General features: G+C 47.7%; 28 protein-coding genes and 1 pseudogene. 10 read left to right on the top strand and 19 right to left on the bottom strand.

Translation table 11 applies throughout. The features are described from left to right. The coding region (locus IE082_RS01500) for a transposase family protein (RefSeq protein WP_505706065.1) at nt 1-715 on the top strand (715 nt) is incomplete at its 5' end. Nucleotides 716-1,270: 555 nt separating this feature from the next. Here IE082_RS01500 and IE082_RS01495 read toward each other — a convergent pair. Further along, complete coding sequence (locus tag IE082_RS01495) at nt 1,271-1,906, bottom strand: hypothetical protein (protein ID WP_189490607.1); 636 nt, start codon at nt 1,904-1,906, stop codon at nt 1,271-1,273. A 115-nt stretch (nt 1,907-2,021) separates the two neighbouring features. Between IE082_RS01495 and IE082_RS01490 the strand changes: the two genes are divergently transcribed. Then, nucleotides 2,022-2,834: an integrase core domain-containing protein gene (locus IE082_RS01490; RefSeq protein ID WP_189490605.1), complete on the top strand. Its 813-nt coding sequence runs from the start codon at nt 2,022-2,024 to the stop codon at nt 2,832-2,834. 290 nt (nt 2,835-3,124) lie between these two features. On the opposite strand, the gene IE082_RS01485 is transcribed toward IE082_RS01490, so the two are convergent. Then, entirely contained in the window at nt 3,125-3,541 is a 417-nt protein-coding gene (locus IE082_RS01485; RefSeq protein ID WP_189490603.1) for a hypothetical protein, read from the bottom strand. On the opposite strand from IE082_RS01485, the gene IE082_RS11415 reads away from it, so the two are divergent. After that, entirely contained in the window at nt 3,532-3,639 is a 108-nt protein-coding gene (locus IE082_RS11415) for a transposase domain-containing protein (protein ID WP_373295036.1), read from the top strand. The two genes, IE082_RS01485 and IE082_RS11415, sit on opposite strands and share 10 nt — an antisense overlap. 33 nt (nt 3,640-3,672) lie before the next feature. Here the strand turns inward: IE082_RS11415 and IE082_RS01480 are convergent, their stop codons facing one another. From IE082_RS01480 to IE082_RS01470, 3 genes are read right to left on the bottom strand one after another with little or no spacing between them, the layout of a single operon-like run. Then, nucleotides 3,673-3,927 (bottom strand): hypothetical protein, encoded by a 255-nt coding sequence (locus IE082_RS01480; protein WP_189490602.1) that lies wholly within the window; start codon nt 3,925-3,927, stop codon nt 3,673-3,675. After that, a complete protein-coding gene (locus IE082_RS01475; RefSeq protein ID WP_189490600.1) occupies nt 3,920-4,183 on the bottom strand; it encodes a CPCC family cysteine-rich protein in 264 nt (87 codons plus the stop codon). The genes IE082_RS01480 and IE082_RS01475 overlap by 8 nt, the downstream gene beginning before the upstream one ends. Continuing rightward, nucleotides 4,180-7,548: an IS6 family transposase gene (locus tag IE082_RS01470; RefSeq protein ID WP_189490598.1), complete on the bottom strand. Its 3,369-nt coding sequence runs from the start codon at nt 7,546-7,548 to the stop codon at nt 4,180-4,182. Before IE082_RS01470 ends, IE082_RS01475 begins: the two co-directional genes overlap by 4 nt. A gap of 151 nt (nt 7,549-7,699) precedes the next feature. Here IE082_RS01470 and IE082_RS11165 point away from each other — a divergent pair. From IE082_RS11165 to IE082_RS01445, 5 genes and pseudogenes are all read left to right on the top strand, one after another. Beyond that, nucleotides 7,700-8,239: pseudogene (locus IE082_RS11165) on the top strand (pseudouridine synthase); the annotation flags it as partial. Nucleotides 8,240-8,557: 318 nt separating this feature from the next. Next, a complete protein-coding gene (locus IE082_RS01460; RefSeq protein ID WP_189490594.1) occupies nt 8,558-9,052 on the top strand; it encodes a DUF192 domain-containing protein in 495 nt (164 codons plus the stop codon). Nucleotide 9,053: 1 nt separating this feature from the next. Beyond that, the gene (locus tag IE082_RS01455; protein WP_189490592.1) at nt 9,054-9,857 is read left to right on the top strand and encodes a squalene/phytoene synthase family protein; all 804 of its coding nucleotides are present in this window, start codon (nt 9,054-9,056) and stop codon (nt 9,855-9,857) included. A gap of 154 nt (nt 9,858-10,011) precedes the next feature. Then, on the top strand, nt 10,012-10,545 hold the full coding sequence (locus tag IE082_RS01450; RefSeq protein ID WP_189490590.1) for a YaeQ family protein: 534 nt from the start codon (nt 10,012-10,014) through the stop codon (nt 10,543-10,545). An 8-nt stretch (nt 10,546-10,553) separates the two neighbouring features. Continuing rightward, a complete protein-coding gene (locus IE082_RS01445) occupies nt 10,554-11,393 on the top strand; it encodes a class I SAM-dependent methyltransferase (RefSeq protein WP_189490588.1) in 840 nt (279 codons plus the stop codon). A gap of 106 nt (nt 11,394-11,499) precedes the next feature. Here IE082_RS01445 and IE082_RS01440 read toward each other — a convergent pair whose 3' ends face one another. The 5 genes from IE082_RS01440 to IE082_RS01420 all read right to left on the bottom strand — a co-directional run bounded on the left by IE082_RS01440 (nt 11,500) and on the right by IE082_RS01420 (nt 15,549). After that, nucleotides 11,500-11,667: a hypothetical protein gene (locus IE082_RS01440; RefSeq protein ID WP_189490586.1), complete on the bottom strand. Its 168-nt coding sequence runs from the start codon at nt 11,665-11,667 to the stop codon at nt 11,500-11,502. Between the two features lie 243 nt (nt 11,668-11,910). Further along, the gene (locus tag IE082_RS01435) at nt 11,911-13,023 is read right to left on the bottom strand and encodes a DUF1615 family protein (RefSeq protein ID WP_189490584.1); all 1,113 of its coding nucleotides are present in this window, start codon (nt 13,021-13,023) and stop codon (nt 11,911-11,913) included. 67 nt (nt 13,024-13,090) lie between these two features. Next, complete coding sequence (locus IE082_RS01430; protein WP_189490581.1) at nt 13,091-13,768, bottom strand: histidinol-phosphatase; 678 nt, start codon at nt 13,766-13,768, stop codon at nt 13,091-13,093. 21 nt (nt 13,769-13,789) lie between these two features. Then, on the bottom strand, nt 13,790-14,464 hold the full coding sequence (gene hda, locus IE082_RS01425) for a DnaA regulatory inactivator Hda (RefSeq protein WP_189490579.1): 675 nt from the start codon (nt 14,462-14,464) through the stop codon (nt 13,790-13,792). Beyond that, nucleotides 14,461-15,549 (bottom strand): AI-2E family transporter, encoded by a 1,089-nt coding sequence (locus tag IE082_RS01420; protein WP_189490577.1) that lies wholly within the window; start codon nt 15,547-15,549, stop codon nt 14,461-14,463. The genes hda and IE082_RS01420 overlap by 4 nt, the downstream gene beginning before the upstream one ends. Before the next feature lie 142 nt (nt 15,550-15,691). On the opposite strand from IE082_RS01420, the gene purM reads away from it, so the two are divergent. Together purM and IE082_RS01410 are read left to right on the top strand one after the other, a co-directional pair. Continuing rightward, complete coding sequence (gene purM, locus IE082_RS01415) at nt 15,692-16,729, top strand: phosphoribosylformylglycinamidine cyclo-ligase (protein ID WP_189490575.1); 1,038 nt, start codon at nt 15,692-15,694, stop codon at nt 16,727-16,729. 84 nt (nt 16,730-16,813) lie between these two features. After that, entirely contained in the window at nt 16,814-17,257 is a 444-nt protein-coding gene (locus IE082_RS01410) for a hypothetical protein (protein ID WP_189490573.1), read from the top strand. A gap of 114 nt (nt 17,258-17,371) precedes the next feature. Here the strand turns inward: IE082_RS01410 and grpE are convergent, their stop codons facing one another. The 9 genes from grpE to carB all read right to left on the bottom strand — a co-directional run bounded on the left by grpE (nt 17,372) and on the right by carB (nt 25,993). Further along, nucleotides 17,372-17,884 (bottom strand): nucleotide exchange factor GrpE, encoded by a 513-nt coding sequence (gene grpE, locus IE082_RS01405; RefSeq protein ID WP_189490642.1) that lies wholly within the window; start codon nt 17,882-17,884, stop codon nt 17,372-17,374. A gap of 184 nt (nt 17,885-18,068) precedes the next feature. Beyond that, on the bottom strand, nt 18,069-19,511 hold the full coding sequence (gene thrC / locus IE082_RS01400; RefSeq protein ID WP_189490571.1) for a threonine synthase: 1,443 nt from the start codon (nt 19,509-19,511) through the stop codon (nt 18,069-18,071). Nucleotides 19,512-19,638: 127 nt separating this feature from the next. Next, nucleotides 19,639-20,313 (bottom strand): uracil-DNA glycosylase, encoded by a 675-nt coding sequence (ung, locus tag IE082_RS01395; RefSeq protein ID WP_189490569.1) that lies wholly within the window; start codon nt 20,311-20,313, stop codon nt 19,639-19,641. Next, nucleotides 20,310-20,768 carry a DUF4149 domain-containing protein gene (locus tag IE082_RS01390; RefSeq protein WP_189490567.1) on the bottom strand — a complete coding sequence of 153 codons (459 nt, stop codon included), beginning with the start codon at nt 20,766-20,768 and terminating at the stop codon, nt 20,310-20,312. The genes ung and IE082_RS01390 overlap by 4 nt, the downstream gene beginning before the upstream one ends. A 116-nt stretch (nt 20,769-20,884) precedes the next feature. Then, the gene (greA, locus tag IE082_RS01385) at nt 20,885-21,358 is read right to left on the bottom strand and encodes a transcription elongation factor GreA (RefSeq protein ID WP_189490565.1); all 474 of its coding nucleotides are present in this window, start codon (nt 21,356-21,358) and stop codon (nt 20,885-20,887) included. Between the two features lie 162 nt (nt 21,359-21,520). Next, nucleotides 21,521-21,904, bottom strand: a complete 384-nt coding sequence (locus IE082_RS01380; RefSeq protein ID WP_189490563.1) for an MAPEG family protein — start codon at nt 21,902-21,904, stop codon at nt 21,521-21,523. Nucleotides 21,905-21,949: 45 nt separating this feature from the next. Beyond that, complete coding sequence (locus IE082_RS01375) at nt 21,950-22,195, bottom strand: EF-hand domain-containing protein (RefSeq protein ID WP_189490561.1); 246 nt, start codon at nt 22,193-22,195, stop codon at nt 21,950-21,952. 27 nt (nt 22,196-22,222) lie between these two features. Further along, complete coding sequence (locus tag IE082_RS01370) at nt 22,223-22,591, bottom strand: SdrD B-like domain-containing protein (RefSeq protein WP_189490559.1); 369 nt, start codon at nt 22,589-22,591, stop codon at nt 22,223-22,225. A gap of 153 nt (nt 22,592-22,744) precedes the next feature. Then, a complete protein-coding gene (gene carB, locus IE082_RS01365) occupies nt 22,745-25,993 on the bottom strand; it encodes a carbamoyl-phosphate synthase large subunit (RefSeq protein ID WP_189490558.1) in 3,249 nt (1,082 codons plus the stop codon). Between the last annotated feature and the right edge of the window lie 25 nt (nt 25,994-26,018).

The raw sequence follows: 26,018 nt of genomic DNA, 5'->3' as shown, positions 1-26,018 counted from the left end.
CGATGGTCATACCCAATTTGCCCGTGCCATGCATGAATTGAAGATCGAGACGTTTTGCGCCAATACCAGTTCGGCTAAAGGCCGTGTAGAGCGTGCACATTTAACACTGCAAGACCGTTTAGTCAAAGAAATGCGTTTGCAGGGTATTTCCAGTATGGCAGAAGGCAATGCTTTTGCGCCCTCTTTCATCGCTGATTTTAATGCACGCTTTGCCAAGCCACCTAAAAATGATTTGGATGTGCATCGAGCAGTTCATGCCAATGAGAATTTAGATGACATATTCACTTGGCGCGAAGAGCGTTGTGTGTCCAAAAACTTGACCATACAATACAACAAGGAAATGTATTTAATTGAGGACAGCGATTTGGCACGGCGATATCGTGGTCATTACATTGAGACGTATCAGTTTCCAGATGGTCGTGTGGAGTTGCGAGTGAAGGATGGCACTACTTCCCTTCCCTACTCGATTTACGATAAACAAACACAAATCAATCAAGGCGAAATCGTTGACAATAAGAGACTCGGACATGCACTGCGCATTGCCCAAAAATTAGAGGGTGAACCAGATAACTCCTCATCTCAATCATCACCATCTCAGGCCCATCGTGGAGCGGAGTCACCTAAAAAACGTGGGCGTAAAAGAACCAGAATGCTGAGTGAAGAGGAATATATTGCCGCATTGCTTGGCAAATTACCGCCAAATGATAATGATTAACAACTACCGAAATAAGTAGCCTTACATGTGGTTCATTTGCCTTGTCTTTAAAGGCATTTGAACCTCTGTATAATTCGCATTAAAAAAGGCTTCTTAAAAAGAAGCCTTTGAATAGGTTGGTACTCAGATTTGACGCACTTACAGTACGCTTACGATTATGACGGGCATTCGTCGCAAATAGCCTGAGTGTTTCATTACTTACACCAAACCGCCACTACGGACATTATTCTCCGTTATTAAGGCGCCATAGTCAAGGCCAAATGTATTTTTANAACTCCTCATCTCAATCATCACCATCTCAGGCCCATCGTGGAGCGGAGTCACCTAAAAAACGTGGGCGTAAAAGAACCAGAATGCTGAGTGAAGAGGAATATATTGCCGCATTGCTTGGCAAATTACCTCCAAATGATAATGATGAACAACTACCGAAATAAGTAGTCTTACATGTGGTTCATTTGCCTTGTCTTTAAAGGCATTTGAACCTCTGTAATAATTCACCTTAACCTCTCAGTTTCTCAAACCATAAGTCGCTCACTCTCATGCCAACTGAGCATTTCAAAAACCATTCAAATTGAGTTTCTGCATCTGGGCTTTGCTTTTAAGCGATTCGATCAATGCTTGATAAGCAGCATCTTGGTTCACAGATGTTGATGCGCTGCCATATAGATAAACGCCAGCGGATCCAATGGTCACGACGGGCGCGTCTTTGATGTCTTGCCACGCATACTCTGCGTCATAGACGGTTTTGTTGCCACACAATTTGGTCGAGCCTGGCGCATTGGGCACCCCAACGGTCTGGCACTCGTAAACCAGTCGGCTATGGACATTGGTGAGCGATCCGATTCTGGCGAGTTGAAATGAGCCTTGCTGGAGGTTGATGGGATAAACGCTGGCTTGCCGATATGGGTATGTGCGTGTTTGAGGTTCGGTTTGTCCAGGTTTGAACCATTTGACTTCAAACATCGCTGGAGCAAAGGATGAGGTTTTTGGATTGGCTTGCTGAACAAGCTGCATGAGTTGATGGTTGTAATCTGACCCTAATACAAAATACCGATGTTTGTCGTCAACTTTAACTTTGTCAACCGCCACAGGTTGATTGCCGAATATCGCGGCGCAGCCAGATAACAAAGACGTTGCCAGTACAGGCGTTATGGATTTTTTGATACTCTGGGTGATTTTAGTGGTTAACATGGCATTAACATCTTTCTTCAAGTGCTTGATAAACCTTATTAAAATGCTTTTGGATTTAAGGGCAAAGCTAACACAAAACCACGCGTACCGCCCTGTTTTCAAACAACACACCCTAATGGTTCTGAGGCCTCGTAATCAACGCAAACCCGACTGGGTGCGAAACGAGTTGATTCGACTGGCGGCTTTGAGTCGTGGGAGCAAACGTTCGGTGGCGCGGCTGTTTAATCGGTTACACTTTGAGCGCTACGGCGAGACTGTCAGCGTGAGCTTTACTTGCGACTTTCTAAAACGCCATGCGGTGCAAGTGCTGCGATTACGGCGTGAACTGGCCGCGAAGCCACCACGCGCTGTGCCCGTCTGCCATACTTGGGCGATGGATTTAACGTTCTTCACCGATGAAGCGAAACAAACCCATGCGAACCTCGGCATCATCGACCACGGGTCTCGCGCCCTGCTCTGTTTGCGCACCCTCACCATTCGCAACTCGTGGACTTTGCTGGGTTATCTGTGCCTCACCATCGGGCGATACGGTAAGCCGCGTAAAGTCAGGTCTGATAACGAAGCGGTGTTTAGCTCATGGGTATTTAAAACATTCCTAAAACTCGTCGGCATCCAAAAACAAACCACCAACGCTCACAGCCCATGGCAGAACGGGCGGATTGAGCGGCTATTCGGCACGCTCAAACCCGTACTGCGGCAATTGCAAATTGTAGGAATGGTGCAATTGCAAGCCGCACTTGATGAATTTCGGACGTTCTACAACCACGCTCGACCGCACACCAACCTCAACAACCAAACACCAGCACAAGTTTGGCAAAGCCAGTGCCATCAATCAAAACCCAAGCAGCGGCGAAAGTCAAAAACCGAACCTCTCGTCGTTCAGGCATTCGACGGGTTGATGACAGGTATTTATGAACCGCCCGATTAAACCATGAATAACATCTCAAGCACACAATCCAAAAAACAAATGCTGTCCGAACCAACAGCGCATAAGCACGCGCAAAACACCAAAATAGACTCAAAACCAACTTGTAAAAGAACAATTTAATCAGCCAATTATGGCTCGCCTGCCTTGGCGGGGCTAATTTAAAACTAAAAATCTTCAAAAATCACGACATTTGTAGAATCTTGCGGGGTCTGGACAGTGTGGACATGACACCCAACCGTTAGGATTTTGCTTGGCACATTCCATAATTTCGTCAGTTAAACAGTTTATTTTCATTTTGTGCTCTCTAACCATTTTAAGTGATATAAATGTTGCTCGGAGACTGAGGAAACAAAATTCCGCGGGGCTACAGCAAAAATATCAACGAGATCTTTTAATGTAGCTGCTTTACCATACTGATTTAAATATATTTTACGAGCCATATTCATTTGACGCCCCATTCTCGAAGGATAGGCATCAACTCTGGAACCGTTGCACAAAATATAGTGGTCCAATTTTTCTAACTCTAAGCGTATCAGAATGAGCGCTTCAAAATAATTACTGGCTACTGAATCAAAGTTCAGTAGTTTACTCCTAAAATTGACGTGAGCATCAACATCATTAGCCCAGAAAAAAAGTTGACAATCCAAGGTTTCATTTAAATTTTTTGTAGAGATTAAAAAAGAGTTAATCTGATTCAATTGAACCATATGCGTGGCTCCTCGATACGCTCAATAAATTACCAACTTGGCCAAACTCAAAAAATCATGACTTGTTGCCACTTAAAAATCAAGATGGCTGCGCTTGACGCTTACAAGACACTGTATAGACAGCACAATTTTTAAGTTACAACTTTTTTAAGTTGCGCTAAAGAGTCCCAATTCTTAGGCCTTGTTCGCACATCTTTCCATGGCATTCCTAAGTCAATCCAAGTTTGACGAGCTTTTAATATTCCAGTAGATGATACGTCTTCATAACCAAATTCAGTACCACAACATGAGCAAATATCGTAAGAAGGAGAAAGTCCATCTTCACCCCATGGGAAAAACGGTGAAAAATCAGCCCCACAAACCTTACACAAATTTAAATTATTCATTTTGATTCGAAGTTGGTAGCTCATTCTGGTAAGGTCTACGACCCGCCCCAATAAATCGTTCTTCACATACGCCATATTTTTTAAAGTTTTCTTTTGCTTTATTTAATGAAACGTCATTTGCACCTCCTGAATAGTTTGGTTCATTCTTTTGAATTGGGTCATCTTGCCATAAACATATATCGCAAATTTCAAAGGTTCCATCGGGATAGTCCCAAACCAAATAGCCACAACATGGGCAAGGGAATTTCTGTTTCATTTTACCCCCCCAGTTTGTTTTTTCCAATATGCAGAACCATCAGTTGGTTTATACATTGTTCTTGGGAAGCCATTGACATCTTTTATTGCAAAAGTATTAGTTGATTCGTTATAAAGCAAGACATCGCCGTTTGAGCGAGTAAATGTTTGTGTGCCAATAGGAGGATTGTTTACAAAACTCTCTGTTGCCCGATAATAATCGTTGGCAGACTTCAAATTCAACTCTGGAAATTCTTTACCATGCTTATTCCAGTGTTCTGCAAGATTTAAGCTTGGGTTGTTAAGTCTACCATTAGTCCAATTAGCAGGGTTCTCACCATCCGCATAAAAATTATTATTGATGCGACTGGTCGGGGTTTCCGCCCTAACGGTTGCGAGTTCAGCCTTAGCGACACGGTATTCGGTGATAGCGGTTTTGACGGTTGGACCCACAGCGGCGAAGTCCAGCACAGTGCCGCCGATGTTAAGGACGGCACCTGTGGTACAACCTGCGCCACTGATACAGTCATTGAGCTCTTTGCTGGTTTGCTTGGTGTCGTCGATGGCGACTTGAACTTGCGCAGGGGTGAAGTTCGTTCCATTGGTTTCGTTGATGCGGTCAGTGAGTAAGGATAAGGCTGTTCGCTCAACTAACTGTGCTTGGTTAACCAAGAAGCTTTGATCGGCAAGGGTTTTTGTGGTTTTGTTTTTCAAGTCTTGTTGCGCCTGCACACATTCACGAGAATCCATATTTGCCCCACAAGCTGACTGGGCTATGCCTAAGAGTTTGTCGTCTTTTTTAACCCCGTCAATGGCACTGACTAATTTGTCTTCTTTTTGTTCTGCTTTGATGTTGTCAGCAGAAAACGCCTCTTTACGAGTACGCAGTTTATCTGTCTCCCCTAAAGCCAGTGCTGTGCTAAAACCATATTGAAGCTTGATGATTTCTGGGTCTTTTAAGTAAGACTTAGCATAGCCGCGCTGAGTGGTGCAAGCACTTCCATTCGGATCTGACTGACAGGCAGCGATCATTTCGTTGTTGTGCTTTGTCGATAGTCGAGAATATTCTGTCTCAACATCTTTATGACATTGGCTTTGCGATGAGGCTACTGGGATACTGTTACAGTTATCCATTTTTTTAATCATCGCTTTGATTTCTGCTGGGTATAGGAAGTTGTTATCCACCTCAATCTTGCTCGCCAGTTGTGCAGCGGCGGCATCCCCACCCACGCCGGCAGTCACACCACCGACTAAGCTGCCGATGAGGTTGCTGTAGCTTTGCTTTTGCTCAGCGGTCATGTTTTTGGTGTTGGCTGCGATGAGGTTGTTGAGCGCAACGGTTGCAGCGGAGCCTGCGGCGGCTGAGGCACAGTCACCGCCTGTGGCGGCTGCGCCTGCGCAGCCTGCGATGCTGTGCAGGAGGCCACGGATGGTTTCTGATTGGGCAGTTGGTTTGCCGTCTTTCATAAATCCATCGGCGATGTCTTTGATTTGCGTTGCACCGTATTGACGGATGACGTTGATGGCGGTGTTTTGCAGGAGGCTTGCGCCGCTGCCTGTGACGTTGCCGCTGGCGGCGCCGACGAGGCCAGTCAGAATCATGCTGCCCGTGCCGCCGCTGCCCCAGAGGTCTTGGCGGGTGCCGTAGTTGATGGTTTGACCATTGACAGTGGTGTCACCTAGTTTGACATTGAGCACGCCTGCTTCAATCAACTCATACGCTTGTTTATTGGTCAAAGGTTTACCATCGGCACCAATGAGCGCTTTGCCTTTATCGTCCACAGCAGGTTTGTCTGCGACAGCGTCGATGTCTTTGGCCATGTAGGACATGAATTGCTGTGTATTCTCCGAGAGCGTGCGCACGATCTCAAAGCCTGTGGTGATTTTGTCCTTGTCACGCTCGTAGAGGTTGTCAAGCCCTGTGGCGTTTTGCATGTCGAGGGTGACGTCACGGTTCAGATTGGCGACGGTTTGCTCAGCCGTTTGACCTGTGGCGGCCTGCTGCCCTGCTTCATCACGAATGGTGACAGTGCCCGCAGCGATACCTGAGCGCGTGGTGCTGTTCTCGTCGTCCTTGGCCTGCATGACGGAAGGCAAGCCTGCATTAAAGCCATTGTAACCGCCTTGTTCACCTGTCCTGCTGTCGGTGCCGCTGTAGCTGGCGGATAGGCCAACGCTGCTGGCTTTGTAATCTGAGTGGTTCTCTAAGTCACGGGTGACCAGTGTGCCTGTGACTAATTTGTTTTTATCAGCCGTTGCACCCGATGCGATGACCGCACCCGTCAAGTTGGTTTGCCCAGTCACATCGATATTAAAACCATCTGTACCCGCGTAAACGCCAGAAACTTCGTTGGCAGTGAGGTGATTTGAATTGACTTTCTCGTTTGAGAAGCTTGCGGACACACCAAATGCTCCTGGGGTCAAAGGAATCGACACGCCTGCGCTCATGCTGGTTTGCTTGGAGTCGTATTTAGAGCGGTCTTGCAGTGTGATGATGGCTAGGTCTCCGCCGACTTTGCCAGTCACCCCTTTACCCACAATCGCTGCACCACTGAGCGTGGTGTCGTCGCCACTCTCAAAGGTGGTTTGGCTACCCATGTCGCCAATAATGGACTCGGTGTAGTCCGTGCCGTTGCCGTTGGCACGGCCTTTACCCATGTTGACACCAATATTGAGTGATGTAGAAGCACCCACGCTGACACCCACCGATGCCNTTCGCCAGAATTCAAAACTACGCGCACGTAAAATTCGGTGTGTTTTAGCCGAAGTTTTGTGTGCATCAAATCTAAAGAAATCATAAATCGAACCGAAGTTGCTGAGAAATCGCTGTGCTTGACCCAGTAATTTGAAACAGCGCATTTTGGCTTCACGCAATCGAGTGGCTTGATGTGAGTTCTCTGCCCGGTTGTTCGCGCCTTTATCTCGGATATGCCTTGCTCCAGAAAATACACACTTACTTGGTTTGATATAGCTTTTGAGCTTATCCGTCACTATGCTTCTTGGATAAGCACCCTGCTTTCTCAGTTTCTTAAGGAACTTCAAAGCCGCTTGAGCATTACGTTTACGCTGAACCAATATGTCTAAGGTTTGATCATCTTGATCGACCGCGCGCCAAAGGTACATCATCTCTCCACCAATTCGACAGTACACTTCATCCAAATGCCAGCAGTCGCCACACTGCTGATGTTTCTTAATGCGCTTGGCGTATTGAGAGCCAAATTTCAAACACCAATAACGCACGGTTTCATAAGTTAAATCCAAACCTCGCTCAGCCATCATCAGCTCAATATCACGGTAACTCAACGAAAACCGATAATATAGCCATACACAGTGACTTATAACTTCGGGCGGAAAACGATGGCGAGCATACAAATCAGTTGGGTTCATACCGCATTCTAACTCAGACTCCGCGCTTTACAAGCTTTAGTCCAAGTTAACTTGACAGTGCCGCCCGCGACATTGCCAGCAGATAACGTTAAGTAACCTTGTGCGGCATGTTAAAATTTCGTTTTACACGATTCATATTGAGAGTTATCACATGCTGTTACTTCTGAACAAACCCTTCGGCGTGATTTGCCAGTTTTCAAAACACGAGAGGTACCCTTCTCTTGCCGAATACATCAAAACGCCAAATGTCTATCCCGCAGGCCGTCTTGATACCGATTCAGAAGGCTTACTGCTGCTCACTGATGATGGCCGCTTACAAAACACCATCAGCCATCCACTGCACAAAAAACCAAAAACCTACCTCGTTCAAGTTGAAGGCAACCCGTCCGATAACGCCTGTGCCCAGTTGCGCAAAGGCGTGATGTTGGATGATGAAATAACGCTGCCTTGCGAAGCATCCATCATCAGCGAACCTGAGTGGCTGTGGCCACGCACACCAGCAATTCGCCACCGAGTCAACGTCCCGACACACTGGCTTGAAATCACATTAACAGAGGGGAAAAATCGCCAAGTGCGCCGCATGACCGCCGCTGTCGGTTTACCAACTTTGCGCCTCATCCGTACTCAAATCGGCGATTACAGCCTATGGCAAAATGGCACTCTGCTTAATAATGGACAGTCGCTCATGCTTGATGATACACCTGCGCCGCCATCACTAACTCGCCGTTCAACCCCTGATGAGCTCAAAGCGCGCTACAGCAAGCGCCCTATCAAGCCCGTACAACCAGCAGCACCCACACACAATGCCAAAGGCAAACCACTACGTGCTTCGCCTGACACCCCCCTGTCCTCAGACCCACGCCTTATGAGTGACCGCAACCCAGAGAACCAGCCTGAACGAAAGCCTCGTAAAGCGCCATCAGGTGGACGACGAGCACGCCCTACAGCCCCATTTGCCAACAAAAGAACCAAAACGCGCCCCTGAAGTGGCCTCATAGGAATTTTATCAATGCGCCTGAATACTCTATTGAGCACCGTGCTACTAAGTTTAGTAACGCTCACCGCTTGCCAGCAAGCCAATGAGCAAACAAAAGCATCTACATCTTTACCCACTACTACAGCAACAGCACAATCAACCACACTCAAGCTGGCTCCACTGAACCAGCTGGCCAATGCTCAACTGGAAATAGCACTCACATCGGAGCAGAAGCAGACTGGCCTCATGAATCGACCCACCATGGCCGCCAATGCGGGCATGGTATTTCTGTTTGACCCACCATCTCCAGCCTGTTTTTGGATGAAAAACACACTCATTCCTCTATCGATTGGCTTTATTGATGCACAAGGTGTGCTGGTTCAAATCGAAGACATGCAACCACAGAGCTTTGACAAACACTGTGCCAAAACGCCCATCAAATATGCGGTTGAAATGAACCAAGGCTGGTTCAAGAAAAACAACGTCACCATCGGCACCACTTTGCTCAAAGTTGAAAACCCCCAATAACATGACTGAAGCACACTCTCTTGCCATCCCTGAGCCAGCCAGCAGCTTGTACTTCGCTATTCGGAAAGCCCCTAAAAGCGCGCAAACACCTCTGCGTGCGCTATACACACTGCACAAAAAGTGGCGCGAAGCCGCCACCTATAGCGACCAACACCAAGCCGTCACCACACTCAACTGGTGGCATCATGAGTTAGAAAACAGTCAAACGGGTGAAATCAACCACCCCGCTCTCATCGCTCTCAAACCATGGTTGAACCAAAGCGACTTTTTCCAATCATTACAAGGCTTATTGCACGGTCACATGCACTGGCACCATCTCACCCGTGTGGACACGTTGGATCAGCTTAACCCTACCATTGACGCCATCGGTGGTAATTTCGCTCAAATTTGGCTTAGCATTGTGGGGCAAACCAATATCGACACCACACACATTGGTCGCGCGATTTGGTGGACGGATCAAATCCGTCACATTGGCCACAATCTCAATCCCACGCGCATGTGGTTACCGATGAGCTGGCTCAAGGAACTTAATCTGCCTGTCGCTTTATTACTCAACAAGCAACAGCCCGCCTCTGAGCGTGCGCGTCATTCAGCCGCATTAACAGAGCGACTGATTGCTCAAGCCAAATCAGAGCACACGCAGTGCCAAAACCTCAACGGCACCGCCAAAAGCCTTCGCCTACTGCTCACGCTGCGTGAACAGTTGCTCATCGACATCGAGCAACACCCAGAAGAACTCTGGTCAGGCATCATTACAGTGAGCCCACGCCGCAAATGGTGGCGCGCCCTCACCCTTCATAATTAATCCAAAAGTAACCCCCTACTTTTGGATTGTTTGAAATGAGAAATTTTGAGCGGGAAACCCGCACAAAATATGGGAAAAATCAAATCATCCCAAAAAAATCTCTAATTATTTAACAATTTCACCATAAACAGCATTTAATAATCATCGAGCACCCATGGCCCTCAAATCGACCATCTACAAAACCGAGTTGCAAATCTCCGACGTCGGTCGTCATTATTATGAAACGCACAACCTAATCCTTGCTCTGCATCCATCCGAGACGGAGGAGCGCATGATGATTCGGCTGGCTGCGTTCGCATGGCATGCTCAAGACATGTTGAGCTTCACCAAAGGTCTGTCTGAAATTTCAGAACCCGATATTTGGGTCAAAAACTACACCGATGAAATTGAGCTGTGGATTGACATCGGTCAGCCAGACGATGACCGCATTCGCCGCGCCAGTGCCAAAGCCAATGAAGTCGCTGTATACGACTTCCACTCGTCAAACAATGTCTGGTGGCAAGCGATTGAAAACAAACTCACCCGCTTTGACAACGTCCACGTCTGGCAAATCGACAGCGACATGAGCCATGAGCTGTCTCTGCTTGCCGCACGAAACATGCGCCTGTCCTGCACCATTGATCACGATGATATGTGGCTCACAGGCGAGTCCCGCGACGTCCACCTCACGCGTATCAAACTCAAATAACTCAGACTATGGCAAAACCCACCAAAAAACACGTTGCCGACATTGACCCCAATCAATCGGTCGAATTGCTCAAAGCCCTGCACATCCTCACCCGCGACGGCCTGCTCAACCAAGACAGTCGCCGCAAACTGAAACAGGTCTACCACCTCTTTCAGTTCATTGAACCCATGCTCAAAACATTAGAGGAAAAAGAACAACCCTATCGCATCGTGGACCACGGTGCAGGTAAGTCGTATCTCGGCTTTATTTTGTATGACTTATTCATCAAACACCACTTACACGGCCACGTCGATGGCATCGAAACCCGCGCAGAATTAGTCGCCAGCTCGCAAGCCTTGGCAAGCGGCGCGGGTTTTTCGCGCATGGGGTTTCACCACCTGACGGTTCAAGACGCCATCAGCAGTAACGCATTGCCACAAACCGTTGAAATGGTCACTGCTTTACATGCCTGCGACACGGCCACGGATGATGCCATTGCATTCGCTTTGGCCAAACAAGCCGAGTACGTCGTACTCGTGCCCTGCTGCCAAGCCGAAGTCGCCAGCGTCCTGCGTGCCAAAAAAAACGAAACGTTTGGCAAAACCGCTCTCTCCGAAATCTGGCGTCATCCAATCCACACCCGAGAGTTCGGCAGCCAAATCACCAATGTGCTGCGCTGCCTACAGCTTGAATCCCATGGTTATCAGGTGACCGTGACAGAATTGGTCGGTTGGGAGCACGCCATGAAAAACGAGCTCATCATCGCCAAAAAAACGGGACAAGCCAAACACAGCGCCAAACAGCGCATGGCGACGATTTTAAACGAGTTAAATTTGACCGATTTAAATCACCGTTTCATTGGTGAGTAAATGGCTGTTAAGCGCCACACACAAACAAAAACCCTGCCAAATGCAGGGTTTGCTTTTATGAAGGCTAAAATCCTTCATCGGGTCAGACAGCCTCTCAAATCAGTGATTAGCTCATCAAAGATTTTTTGAACCAAACACGAACGGGCAACCACAGATGGAACACCGTTTTTTTGAGGTTGACTTCAGACTGACGCAATGCGATATCCACTGGCAACTCAGCGCGTGGTGCGCGAGCCGATTGTTTCATCGTATGCGGTTGGTATGTGCGGAACATGATGTTACTCCTAAAAGCCCATTGGCGACCAATCAGCCAACCAAACAATGCTTTGGACGTCGTTTGTTGCATTGCAGTATTAATGTACGCCCAACCAGACTTTTTTCAAGTCACTTGTATGATTTACTGCAAGATATTGACCAATGCAGTTATTTATCTTGAAAATTTAAGCTTATTTAGGCGTTTTATCGAGCTACTGTTTGCTTTTATCCACACTTATTTTCTCTATATTTGAGATTATACTTAAACACGCGTCAGGCAATTGGCATAGCGTCTTTGCACATTGTCCGCATACCACTGTGTGGTTAGCTTGCGGGTGATTTTGTCACTTTTGAGCACGATGCTGGGCACTTGCTCGGTCAGCACTTTGCCAAACTGCTTGTGATACTGCTCTGCAATATGCTGATAAGTTTGAGTGCGGATGAAGTCTGGCTCTTTCTCTCGTTTGAGGTCACTCATCAGGCTCTCTGGCGTGATTGGCCACTTTTGTTTGATGCTGTAAGCCAAAATCGCTTGCTGGGTTTTTGAGGTTGATGCCGTGCCGTTTTTATATGACAGTAAATCACCATCTAATCCGACAGTTTTCACACCCGTTAAATTCATCACCATTTTTTGAAAAGCCGCATTGCGGCTCGCATAGTGACCTGCATTGTAGTCCGCAAAGCGATAGTACATTTTGCTGTAGTCTGCGGGATAGCTCAGTAAATGCGCAGAGCCGTAAAGCATACCGCCTGGGCGCGTATATAGTTCTTCGCGGATATTTGAGGCGGGCTTGCCCAGTCGCCGAGCCACATCACGTGCGTAATCAACCGATACTTGCATCGAACCCGCTGTGGTGACGATGTCACTCACATCCATGTTCATGTATTTCAATCCCAGCATCGTGTATTTGGCAGCAACAAACTCGTTGTACCACAGTTCAAAGTCTCGCTCAGTGCGGATGATTTGCATATTTTGTTCAAATGTTTTGCCATTGGCCGCTATCTGCATCATGCGGGCTTTGAGTGCCAATGCCAGTATGACATTGCTTTGCATTTTTTCGATTTTTTTGGCCAGCACTTGGCGGATGTTGGCGACTTCTGGATCGGCTTTAAAGCCGCTTTCTTGCTCGATGATGGCAATCACGGCACAGGTATTGTCAGGGGTGGTGGCAATGTTCAGCTCTGTTAAGCCTCGGTGCAAGTCACTGGCCCAGAGGTCAGCAGACTCACCTTTTTTCATGAATGGCTTAATTAAACCCGAAATACGCTCAACGCTGAGCGTTTTTGGCTCAACCACAGCAGGTTTCTCAGTACAGGCACCGACCAGCCACGCGGCAGACATCAGACCGAGCAAAAGTTTAGAACGAACAATCATGGCAACTCACTTGAAAACACAAAGTTGTCGCATCGTAGTCGATGATGTTGTCGGGATTATGGACAAGTCACGCGCCCGCGAACAGCTCGAGAATCATCCAGTGTCGCGCCAAGGCCAAAGCCTGCAGACGTTCGTCGGGGTTGGTGACAACGGGGAATGTAGCTTTTTCTAACAGTGGCAAATCATTCATCGAGTCACTATAAAAAAACGTGCACGCCAAATCATCCCAAGTACCCAAACCCTGCTCTGTCAGCCATTCGTTTATGCGGGTGATTTTACCTGCTTGAAAGCTCGGTACGCCCGCCACATTGCCCGTATATCGCCCATCTTTCATCTCTGGGCGCGTGCCAATGATGTGGGTAAATCCGAGTTTTTGCGCAATCGGCGTGATGACAAACTCATTGGTTGAGCTGATTAATACAGGAATATGCCCCGCATCTTTGTGTCGCTGCACCAGCTCAAGTGCTTGAGGATGAATGACGGGATTAACAAACTCATTCATGAACTGCTCATGCCATTGATTGAGCGTCGCCATGTCATTTTTGGCAAAGACTTGAAATGAGAACTCACAGTATTCAAGCACATTCATGCTGCCTGCTTGATACTGCTCGTAAAAATAATCATTCATGGCCTTGTGCTCACTCGCATCCACGTAACCATGACGCACCAAAAAAGCCCCCCAACCATGGTCAGAATCAGCGGGGATGAGTGTGTGGTCAAGGTCGAATATGGCCAAAGTTGTCATTGTGAGCAGTCTTGTGGTTTATTAGTTGATGGATTTTTGGATACTCAGCCACTCTTTAAGCAGCGGCAAGGTCAAAGCGCGTTTGGTACGTAAGCTGTACTCGTCCAAGTGCTGCAATATGGCATGCAGCTGACTCAAGTCCCGCGTGAGGTGGCGGAGCATATACGGTACGACATCAGGTGCGAGACTCAGACCACGTTCGATGGCTTGCTGCTCAAGTACCTGAGCCTTATTTTCATCAGTGAGCAACTGCAACTGATAAACCAAATCCCAAGCCAGCCGCGTCTTTAAATCAGGCAAAAAGCTCAGTGGTAAGTGACTTGGTGCGACATTCGCGGTCAATACCAGCTTCTGTTGATTAGCGCGAGCACGGTTGTACAAATGAAACAAAGCCATCTGCTGCGCATCATCCAACAGATGCACATCGTCAATCAAATACACAGCCCCAGCAGTAGCGTCCTCCAGCAGCGGCTCTGGCAAGCCCATCATGGCATGGGGCAGCTGTGATAACCCTTGCAGCAGATGGGTTTTACCAGCACCTGATTCGCCCCACAGATACAAAGCAGTATGACCGAATGAACCACGCGCCACCTCATGAATCTGTGCCACGGCTTCAGCATTTCGCCCCATGACGAAGTTCGCTAGGGATGGCTCATCGGGCAAGGTTAAAGACAAAGCGAGCTGCAATGGCATCATGCACCAGTACTCGATGAATTGGCGTAAAACGCACTGGAAAAGTACTTATCTCGGCCATAACGCACCAAAACCGCCACCACAGCCGCAGCAGGCAAAGCAAATAGCACGCCAAATAAACCAAACAAAGCACCAAAAACCATTAGAGAGAAAATCACAGCCACAGGTGACAGGCCGATGCGTTCACCCACCAAGCGAGGGGTCAACACATAGCTCTCAATCACTTGCCCCACTGCATAAACCGCCAGAACAGCGAAAAATGGTGGGGTTAAACCAAACTGCAACAAAGCCGACAAGCAACCCAGTACCAATCCCAAGCCAAACCCCAAGAAAGGAATCATGACAAACAGGCCTGTCAAAACCCCTACCGAAATTGCCACATCCAAGCCCGTGAGTTTTAAGCCCACAGCATAATAAATTGCCAAAATCAGCATCACCAATAACTGCCCGCGCACAAACTGCGCCAGCATCAAATCCATGTCTTTGGTGACTTTAAATACATCGGCACGCCAAGACTGAGGAATCAATCGACGCAACATCTTGACCGTACTTGGCCAATTGGCCAGTAGAAAAAACGTTAAAATCGGCATCAACACCAACCATGACAATGCATTTAAAATCGCCGAGCCGCCCTGCCTAAAGTATCCCCATGCCTTTTGGCTCAGATTCGACAGATTGACATTTTCAGCAATCAAAATGCGCAACTGCTCAACCCAACTCTCGCCATCTGTACCTTGTGGCAAGAAATCTTGCAAGAATGTGGATTGGGCCAAAATCTTCTGTGTGTGGCTGAGCATGGCGGGTAACCGCTCTTGCAAAACAGACATCTGCGAGCTGACAATCGGCCATGGAATAAAAATCATAAACACCAGCACCGTCACCGTGGTCAACACAGCCAATGCGCCGCCAACACTGCGATTAACGCCACGATTTTGCAAACTGCGCACCATCGGGTTGAGTAAATAAGCCAACAATCCCGCAAAAGCAAACGGTACCAAGATGTGTTTAATCATCCAAACCAACCAGAAAAAAGCTACAATAACGGCCAGTGCAAGGGCGGCTTTGACAATTTGAGTCCAAGACAACATGGGCTACTCCCAGAATTTTTAGCAAACCGCTATTTTATAGTGCTTTGCCTTGGCATATTGCTAAAAATGCCCTCTAAAATCGGCAAAGATGCCTGCACAAACGGATTCTTTGTCTCAAAACACATTTGGAGTTTGACGCAACATGGTACAGAACACAGGCTTATCATACAAAGACGCAGGCGTGGACATGGAAGCTGGCGATGCCCTCGTCGAACGTATCAAACCCTACGCCAAACGAACCATGCGCGAAGATGTTTTGAATGGCATCGGTGGTTTTGGCGCTTTATTTGAAATTTCTAAAAAGTACGAGAACCCTGTCCTCGTCTCAGGCACGGACGGCGTCGGTACCAAGCTCAAACTCGCTTTTGAATGGGGCTTTCACGACACCGTTGGTATTGATCTCGTCGCCATGAGCGTGAACGACATCTTGGTTCAAGGCGCAGAACCTTTGTTTTTCCTCGACTACTTCGCCTGTGGTCGTTTGGATGTAGACACTGCCGCAGACGTCATCAAAGGCATCGCCGCAGGCTGTGAGCAGTCAGGCTGCGCCCTCATCGGTGGTGAAACCGCAGAAATGCCAAGCATGTACCCTGATGGCGAATACGACCTCGCTGGTTTTGCCGTCGGTGCCGTCGAAAAATCAAAAATCATCAATGGTTCAACCATCACAGCAGGCGATGTCATATTGGGCTTACAATCAAACGGCGTACACTCCAACGGGTTTTCACTCGTGCGCAAAATTTTAGAAGTCAGTAAAGCGGACTTGAACCAAGACATCGGCGGCGTCACACTGCAAAAAGCCATCTCTACCCCAACCCGTATTTATGTCAAATCAATTCTCGCAGCACTGGAGCAAGTCACCATCAAGGGCATGGCGCACATCACAGGCGGCGGCTTGACCGAAAACATCCCACGTGTTTTGCCCGAAGGCATGCAAGCCGTAGTAGACAGCAAAGCATGGACAATGCCACCATTATTCCAATGGTTACAAACCACAGGCAATGTGGCCTCTGACGAAATGCACCGCGTCTTTAACTGCGGCATTGGCATGGTGGTTGTGGTTGCAGCGGAAGATGCACAAAAAACAACTGAGATTTTGCGCCAACACGGTGAAACGGTTTACTCAATAGGCCATATTCAGCCATTGCCTGCAGGTGAGCATCCGACCATCGTGGTTTAAAACACTCTGATAAAAGACGCTGAAAACAGCGTCTTTTATCTTGTTGACATTTAATGCCTTAACAATTTCAATTAAGGAGCACTCATGAAAAGAACCATCAACCTGACCGTTTTTTTACTTACCCTCGCCACATTAAGCGCCTGTCAAACCACAACCATTGGCACAAACAGCAAAATCTATGGCAAAGATACCCGTGATTATCAAACTGCCCCCGTTGCCTCATGCCCTAAGCTCGTTCATATAACCCGTGAGTACCGTGAACGTTTGCCTGTCACACCAGATATGGTGGTTAGTTGGTCAAATGAAAATAGCGCAGGAGCACCGCGTATCCTTTTGATTTTAAATGAAAAAGGTGTAACAGCATACAACAACATGAATCGAAATGGTTTGGCTCCTGTTCTGCTGATTGGTGGACACACTATCAAACCAAGCACTCAGCCAGCCATCACCAAAGGATTCTTGACGTTAGAAAATCTCCCAACAAATTGGACCGAAGCCTGCACGGCAAGCCTTTTTTCAGTATCTTAATTGTCACGTTTTATGACTTGATTGATTGCGTGCTGCGTCAACCAAACACATAAAAAAAACCGCTCACACCAATAATGTGAGCGGTTTTTTTATCCTACAGCCACTGTAGCAAAATTATCCCTGAGCCACAATCACCAACGCGGGACGAAGCACGCGATCAGCGATTTTATAGCCTTTTTGCAAGACTTCAATCACAGTATTTGGCTCGGCGTCTGCTGCGGTAACCATGGAAATGGCTTGATGGTAGTGAGGATCAAACTTTTCACCTTTAGGATCAATCGCCAATACACCACTTTTTTCTAAAGCATTGGTGAGTTGTTTTTGCGTCAGCTCAACACCCTCGCGCAAAGTGGTCAGATCACCCGTCGTATCAGATAGAGCTTTCTCAAGGCTCTCTTGTACAGGAAGCAGCTCATTGGCAAAACGCTCAATTGAGAATTTATGTGCCTTGCTGACATCTTCTGCCGCACGGCGACGCACATTTTCCATTTCGGCATGTGCGCGCATGAGCTGGTCCTTGAGTAAACCCACTTGTTCTTCAAGGACAGCCATCGGCTCTAATGGTGAGATTTCGGGCAAACCCTCAACGGTTTCGTCGACGGACTCATCGACACCCACATCAAACATATGTTCGGTTGATTCGATGTCTTTTTGATTTTCAGTGCTCATACAGAACTTCCATTGGAGTTAAACGTAGCTGACAGATGGGGCTAACACGATTTTTTTCAAGGCATTACAACCACACCACCCTGATTTTAGTCAGCACCCATCCAAAGATTTAACTTTAAATAAATTACTCAATCAGTTGATTTTAAATGTTTTTTGACAAAATATCTTTGACGGCATTCACATCAGAAGCGATGTGAATCACCCGTTGCTCTCGCTTCTCAATGTCAATATACGCATCAGGACGAGCGGCATTGACCCCAAGCGCTTCCATGATGGTTTCGTTGAATTTCGCCGCTTGCGCGGTTTCGAGTACGATCATCGGCACGCCTTTTTCTAAATACTGAAACGCGACATAAACCCCATCTGCCGTGTGTGGATCAATGATTTCTTTGTAATCATGAAACACCTCACGAATCGCCAACAAGCGTTGCTTGTGGGTGCTGCGACCCGATACGAAGCCGTATTTTTCTTCGATACTGGCAAACTCTGGTGTATTTGAGATGTCAAACTGACCTGTTTTCTCAACCTGCTTAAATAAAGCACGGGTTTTTGCCGCATCACGCCCCATTAAATCAAAAATGAATCGCTCAAAGTTCGAGGCTTTTGAAATGTCCATTGATGGGCTGCTGGTGTGGTGTGTGTCTTTGGCAGTCCGCACACGATAGATCCCCGTCTTAAAAAACTCATCTAACACGTTGTTTTCATTGGTCGCAACGATGAGTTTGCGAATCGGCAAACCCATTTGACGAGCGATATGACCAGCACACACATTGCCAAAATTGCCTGATGGTACGGCGAAAGACACTTGCTCATCATTGCTCTTAGTGGCGGCAAAGTAGCCTTTGAAGTAGTACACCACTTGCGCAATCACGCGTGCCCAGTTAATCGAGTTGACCGTGCCGATGTTGTGTGCGGCTTTGAATGCATGGTCGTTTGACACGGCTTTCACGATGTCTTGTGCATCGTCAAACACACCGTCAATCGCGATATTGATGATGTTTTCGTCTTGCAAAGAGTACATCTGCGCGGTTTGGAATGCACTCATTTTGCCTTTTGGCGAGAGCATAAATACTTTGACGCCCTTTTTGCCACGCATGGCATATTCGGCAGCACTACCTGTATCGCCAGAGGTAGCGCCGAGGATATTGAGCGTTTGGCCGCGTTGTTTTAAGACAAACTCAAATAGGTTGCCTAACAGTTGCATCGCCATGTCTTTAAATGCCAATGTTGGGCCGTTTGACAGAGAGAGCAGTGATAATGTGGTGTTTCTTTCAACGCCCAAAGTGGTCAAAGGCGTGATGTCTTCAATCCATTGGCCTGCTCTTGCATTGATGAACACCTGTGGTGCATAGGTTCGGCTCACCAGCGGAGCGAGCTCCTCTGGCAAAATGTCGGTACAAAACTTACTCAACACCACAAAGGCCAATTCTGGATACGACAAGTTACGCCAAGCGGCCAATTCTGTCGCCGAGACCTGCGGATACGACTCAGGCAAATACAAGCCGCCATCGGGTGCGAGACCGCCGAGTAAAATATCACAAAATTGTTCACCAGCGGCATGACCGCGCGTTGAGATGTATTTCATATTCAGTTCCGAAGTGGTTTTGGGTGTCAAACTTTCAACCTGCTGATTATAAACAAAAGCGGCTGACATTCATAGGCAGCCGCCCGCATAAAACCGAGTTTTGGTCAGATTAAAATGACCAATTGATTCAGACTTGCCAATCAATGGCTGATTTGCCTTGGGCAAGGAGTTTCTCATTGGCCAAAGTGAAATGATTGCAGCCGATGAAGCCACCACCTGCGAGTGGCGAAGGATGTATGGCTGTGAGGACATGATGACGCGCAGTGTCAATCAGCACGGCTTTTTTCTTAGCAAAGTTGCCCCAAAGCATGAACACCACACCATCGCGATTCGCGCTGACGACTCGAATCACCTCATCGGTGAACTGCTGCCAGCCAATCCCTGCATGGCTGCCCGCTTTATCGCGCTCCACCGTCAAAGACGCATTGAGCATCAATACGCCCTGTTCAGCCCAATGAGATAAATCACCGTGACGGGGTATTTGAAATCCCTCAATGGTACGCGCCAGCTCTTTATACACATTGCGCAAAGACGCTGGAATTTTCACATCGGCAGGTACAGAGAACGACAACCCCATCGCTTGCCCAGGTTGATGATAAGGGTCTTGCCCCAAAATCACGACTTTCACATCAGGCAGCGGCGTGGTGTTGAACGCATTAAAAATCAAACCGCCGCGAGGATAAACCTCTTTACCCTGCTCTTTCGCTGCGAGCAAGGCTTGTTTGATTTGAGCGAAATAACTTTTTTCAAACTCGGCAGCCAGCACAGCTTTCCACGAGGCTTCTATTTTGACATCCATCATGACTCCAGAGACTTCGGCAATCTTCGATACACCAAAACCAGCAACAGCACACTTTGCAGCAAATACAATACTTGGGACACGCCATGCAATCGGCCAAAGTCCGACGGCACATCCACGCCACTTTGCTGGAGCGTCTTTAATTGGTCGATTGCAGGCAATACGCCGCTATACTGAGCAATCATCAACAACACCAAGCTCAAAACCAACCACAGCTCACGATGCTGATGCAGTTGCCGCGCCAAACGCACCCGCATATCGAGCAAAACCAGCATGGCGCAGCCCAAACCGAGTAAAAAAACACCATTGAGTAGCACCGCCATCGTTTCACCAGCACGCTCTGATGAAAATCGAGTGAACAGCAATGGCGCTACCAAATACCCAACAGCCCAAGTCGCCCCAGCCCACAGTACGAGGGCAATATGGGCGAGTGTTTGAAAAACTTTGGTCTTTGTCATAAATTCACTCGAATGATTAATGCTATTTAAAATATCGGCTAAAAAGCATAAACGGGCATGAATGCCCGTTTCCGTTCATTTGACACACCATCAAAGCGTGTCATGTGCCACTAAAATTAGACGTAGAGCACATCCATGATTTCGTACTCACGTTTGCCAGATGGGGCTTGTACTTCAGCCACATCGCCTGCATACTTGCCAATCAAAGCACGGGCAATCGGTGAGCTGATGGAGATTTTAGACACTTTTAAGTCTGCCTCATCATCGCCCACGATTTGGTATTTTACTTTCTGACCCGAATCCAAATCCTCTAACTCAACGGTCGAGCCAAAAACCACGCGACCTTCAGCATCTAACTCTGACGGATCGATGATTTGGCAATTTGACAGTTTAGACTCTAGCTCCATAATGCGACCTTCAACGAAAGCTTGTTTTTCTTTCGCTGCATCGTACTCTGCATTTTCGGACAAATCACCTTGCGCACGAGCCTCTGAAATAGCCGTAATGGTCTCAGGACGCTCAATAGTTTTTAAGCGATGTAGCTCGTCCTTGAGCAATTGTGCGCCGTATTTGGTAATGGGGGTTGTCATGTTTCACCTCTGTCTATCGTGTGCATTTTTATGCATTGCACGGTTGTTGCTGTATTCAAAAAAAGCACCGCATCCCTAAAGGATGCGGTGTTTGTCTCATTGATGGGTGTATTGTACACAAAAGTTTTTCTGATGGCACAAGAATCGATCAATTTATTCAAATCAAGCCATCGCACAAGCCACATACAGGCCAATCACACAAATCACCCCTACAAACCAGACGCTTGAACGCGCCGTGGCCAGATTTTTGGCATAGCACCACAAATAAACCAAGCGAGCCGCAATAAAACCACCCGCCAATAAATTCATCGTGCCTGAATTAACCTGCAAAAACGTCGCCAACAATACAGCTGGTGCGAACATCATCAAAGCTTCCCAGCTATTTTCCTGCGCCCATACCATACGTTTTTGCATGGTGCTGTCACCCAACGACTCAACATAAGCGCGAGGCTGATAGTTGTCGTATTTTTTACTCGTTTTAGCGAAAGAGATGGCGACAATCGGTAAGAAGGTCGCAGCAAGCAGCATCCAATGGGCAAATAACATATATGTTTTCCTATACAAACAATTTTTACGGATATATTTCAAAGTCTACTTCATTGCTGCTTCAATTTCAGAAACGGTGACTTTGCCATCTTTATTACTGTCAAGACGTGTGAAGTTGTTAATAATACGCGATGCTTTACCCGCTTTAGCTTCGCTTAAAGAAACCCCACCATCTTTGTCTGTATCTAAGGCTTGAACTCTTTTGGCAACATTTTCTGATGTATTTGCCAGCACAATAGACAAAAAAACGGTTAAACCAAGAGTAAATAAAGTTTTATTGATTGGCTTCATATCATTTATCCTGAGAAAGAAAAGTTTTTATTCTTTAGCTGCACCAAAGTTTATATTCGCCATCGAGCTTGAGCGATAAACACTTCTCGGATTTTGTGTGGTCAATTGGTAGCCTATTGGCAAAGTCTGCTTATCAAGCTTTATCACAATGTTGCGCGCTCGCGGCAAACCATCGACGTGAAACAAACCATCTGCATCTGTTTCAACGATGAACCCTCCCTGAATCATAATTCGCACACCAGGGATGCCTTGTTCATCTTTTTCTCGTAAACCATTTTTGTTTTCGTCCTCAAAAACAGCACCAATTAACGTCGGGGTTGGCGTATTTTGAGCAAGCCCTTGCGTTGAATACACACAAGAAATAAAAGCAAACAGTAAAAATTTAAATAATTTCATTGGTTTTTTCCTAAAATACGATTAAAAAATATCTGCCTAAAGTCAATCAAGTCTTTTTTCTTGCGTTAACTGCTGGCAGCACCACAAAAACCTCATTGTTTGCCTAAGCCTTGTATCCAAGAAAGAATGCAATAACTAGCAAGTGCTAAACACCTATAGGCCGTTCAATGAGCTATGCAAACATTGCACATTATAAACATGAATCTCGTGCAAATGTTTCATCCCTTCAACCGCCGCTTCTGCACCCGCTACCGTGGTTTGGTAGGTGATGCGTTGGGCGATGGCGGTTTTGCGAATCGAGCTGGAGTCATTAATGGCATCACGGGTTTCATCCACTGTGGTGAAAACAAGTGCGATATCGCCATTTTTCATCGCATCGACGATGTGTGGACGACCTTCTTTGACTTTATTGATTTTTTCAACAGGCAAACCTGCATCTTTTAAATCATCCGCCGTGCCACCCGTGGCGCACAGCGTGTAACCCAGTTCGAGCAAATTCGCAGCGACTTTGCGCATGGCAGGTTTGTCCGAGTTTTTCACGCTGATGAAGACTTTGCCACTCTCAGGCAAACGCGACGAAGCCGCGAGTTGTGATTTGTACAGAGCTTCGCCAAATGTGCGGCCGACGCCCATGACTTCACCCGTTGAGCGCATTTCTGGGCTTAAAACTGGGTCAACACCAGGGAATTTATTAAACGGGAACACCGCTTCTTTGACGCTGAAGTACGGCGGGATGATTTCATCAGTGCAGCCCAACTCGGCCAATGTCTGCCCCGCCATCACGCGCGCAGCGACTTTTGCCAATGGGCGACCGATGGCTTTGGAGACAAACGGCACGGTGCGCGACGCACGAGGATTCACTTCGAGGACATAAATCACATCCACGCCGTCTTTTTGTTGCACAGCAAACTGCACGTTCATCAAACCGATGACTTTCAGCGCGCGCGCCATCTCAGCGGTTTGGCGTTTGATTTCATCAATTGTCGGCTGGCTCAAGTAGTATGGCGGCAACGAACACGCCGAGTCACCCGAATGCACGCCCGCCTGCTCGATGTGCTCCATCACACCGCCGATGACCACCGCACCTGTCGCGTCACAAATGCAGTCCACATCAGCTTCAATTGCATCATCGAGGAATCGGTCGAGCAAAACAGGCGAGTCGTTCGAGACTTTCACCGCTTCGCGCATGTAGCGCTCTAAATCACTGCGTTCATGGACAATCTCCATTGCACGGCCACCCAAAACATAAGACGGGCGCACCACGAGCGGATAACCAATTTCATCAGCAAGTCGCAACGCCTCATCCTCCGCTCGGGCGGTTCGGTTTGGCGGTTGACGCAGCCCCAACTCATGTAAGAGCTGCTGGAAACGCTCACGGTCTTCGGCCAAATCAATCGAATCAGGCGACGTGCCAATAATCGGCACACCATTTCGCTCTAAATCCAACGCGAGTTTGAGTGGCGTTTGCCCACCGTACTGGACAATCACGCCAATCGGTTTTTCAACCGCGACAATTTCTAAAACATCTTCTAACGTCACAGGTTCAAAGTACAAACGGTCAGAAGTATCATAATCCGTCGAGACCGTCTCAGGGTTACAGTTGACCATAATCGTCTCATAACCATCGTCGCGCAAAGCGAGCGCGGCGTGCACGCAGCAGTAGTCAAATTCAATTCCTTGACCAATCCGATTTGGCCCGCCGCCGAGCACCATGATTTTCTTTTTATTCGACGGATTTGATTCGCAATGTTGCTCATACGTTGAATACATATACGCTGTGTTCGTCGCGAATTCTGCCGCGCAGGTATCAACGCGCTTGTATACAGGACGCACATTAAACGTATGACGCGCCGCACGAATCTCTTCATCTTTTACATTCAATAGCTGCGCTAAACGTCTGTCGGAAAAGCCTTTTTGCTTCAAACCAAGCCAATCATCTGCTGTGAAATTGTCCACGCTGTGTTTGACAACGTATTCCTCCAAACGTACGATTTCTTCGATTTGCACGAGGAACCAACGGTCAATTTTTGAGTAATTAAACACCTCATCCACGGTCAAACCGATGCGGAATGCATCCGCGACGTATAAAATCCGCTTGTCTTTCGGCTCACGAATCTCCTCGATGATGTCCGCGCGGTCGGTGGTCATCGGATTTAAACCATCAATACCGACTTCTAAACCACGCAGGGCTTTTTGAAATGATTCTTGGAACGTGCGGCCAATCGCCATCACCTCACCCACCGATTTCATCTGGGTGGTCAGGTGCGGGTCGGCTTCGCGGAATTTCTCGAACGCAAAACGTGGAATCTTCGTCACGACGTAGTCAATCGACGGCTCAAACGACGCTGGCATCGCGCCGCCTGTGATGTCATTTTTCAGTTCATCAAGCGTGTAACCCACCGCGAGCTTCGCCGCAATTTTTGCAATCGGGAAACCTGTGGCTTTCGACGCGAGCGCCGACGAGCGGGACACACGCGGATTCATCTCGATGACAATCATGCGCCCCGTGTCAGGGTTAACCGAAAACTGCACGTTCGAACCGCCTGTATCCACACCAATCTCGCGCAGCACCGCCAGCGAGGCATTGCGCATGATTTGGTACTCTTTATCTGTCAACGTCTGCGCAGGCGCGACCGTAATCGAGTCGCCCGTGTGAACGCCCATCGGGTCAAGATTTTCAATCGAACACACAATGATGCAGTTATCCGCAGAGTCGCGCACCACTTCCATCTCGTACTCTTTCCAACCGAGCAGCGATTCTTCAATCAACAATTCATTGGTCGGTGACAAATCCAAACCGCGTTTGCAAATTTCCTCAAACTCCTCGCGGTTGTATGCAATCCCACCGCCCGTGCCACCCATCGTGAACGACGGGCGAATAATGACGGGATAACCCGAGTTACTGTTCGTCTGCGCAATCATTTGATGTACAGTTTGCGCCTCTTCCCACGAGTGCGCGATGCCCGACAATGCCGAGCCAAGACCGATTTTCGTCATCGCATCTTTGAACTTCATGCGATCCTCAGCCTTATCAATCGCCTCAGGCGACGCGCCGATGAGCTGAACGTTGTGTTTGGCTAAAACGCCGTTGCGATGTAAATCCAACGCACAATTCAACGCCGTCTGTCCACCCATGGTTGGTAGAATCGCGTCTGGCCGCTCTTTCTCGATAATCTTCTCAACCACTTCCCACGTAATCGGCTCGATGTACGTCGCGTCCGCCATCTCAGGGTCGGTCATGATCGTCGCGGGATTGGAGTTCACGAGGATGACGCGATAGCCCTCCTCACGCAAGGCTTTACAAGCTTGCGCACCCGAATAATCAAACTCACAGGCTTGCCCAATAATAATCGGCCCCGCGCCGATGATCAGGATGGATTTTAGGTCCTTACGTTTTGGCATTTTTAATCCTTCAACTTCGTTAATT

The organism is Formosimonas limnophila (genome assembly GCF_014652675.1).
In the GTDB taxonomy this organism is placed as follows: Bacteria; Pseudomonadota; Gammaproteobacteria; order Burkholderiales; family Burkholderiaceae; genus Hydromonas; species Hydromonas limnophila.
The sequence above is the reverse complement of the archived record's forward strand: the minus strand, read 5'-3'. Positions and strand labels throughout refer to the sequence as shown.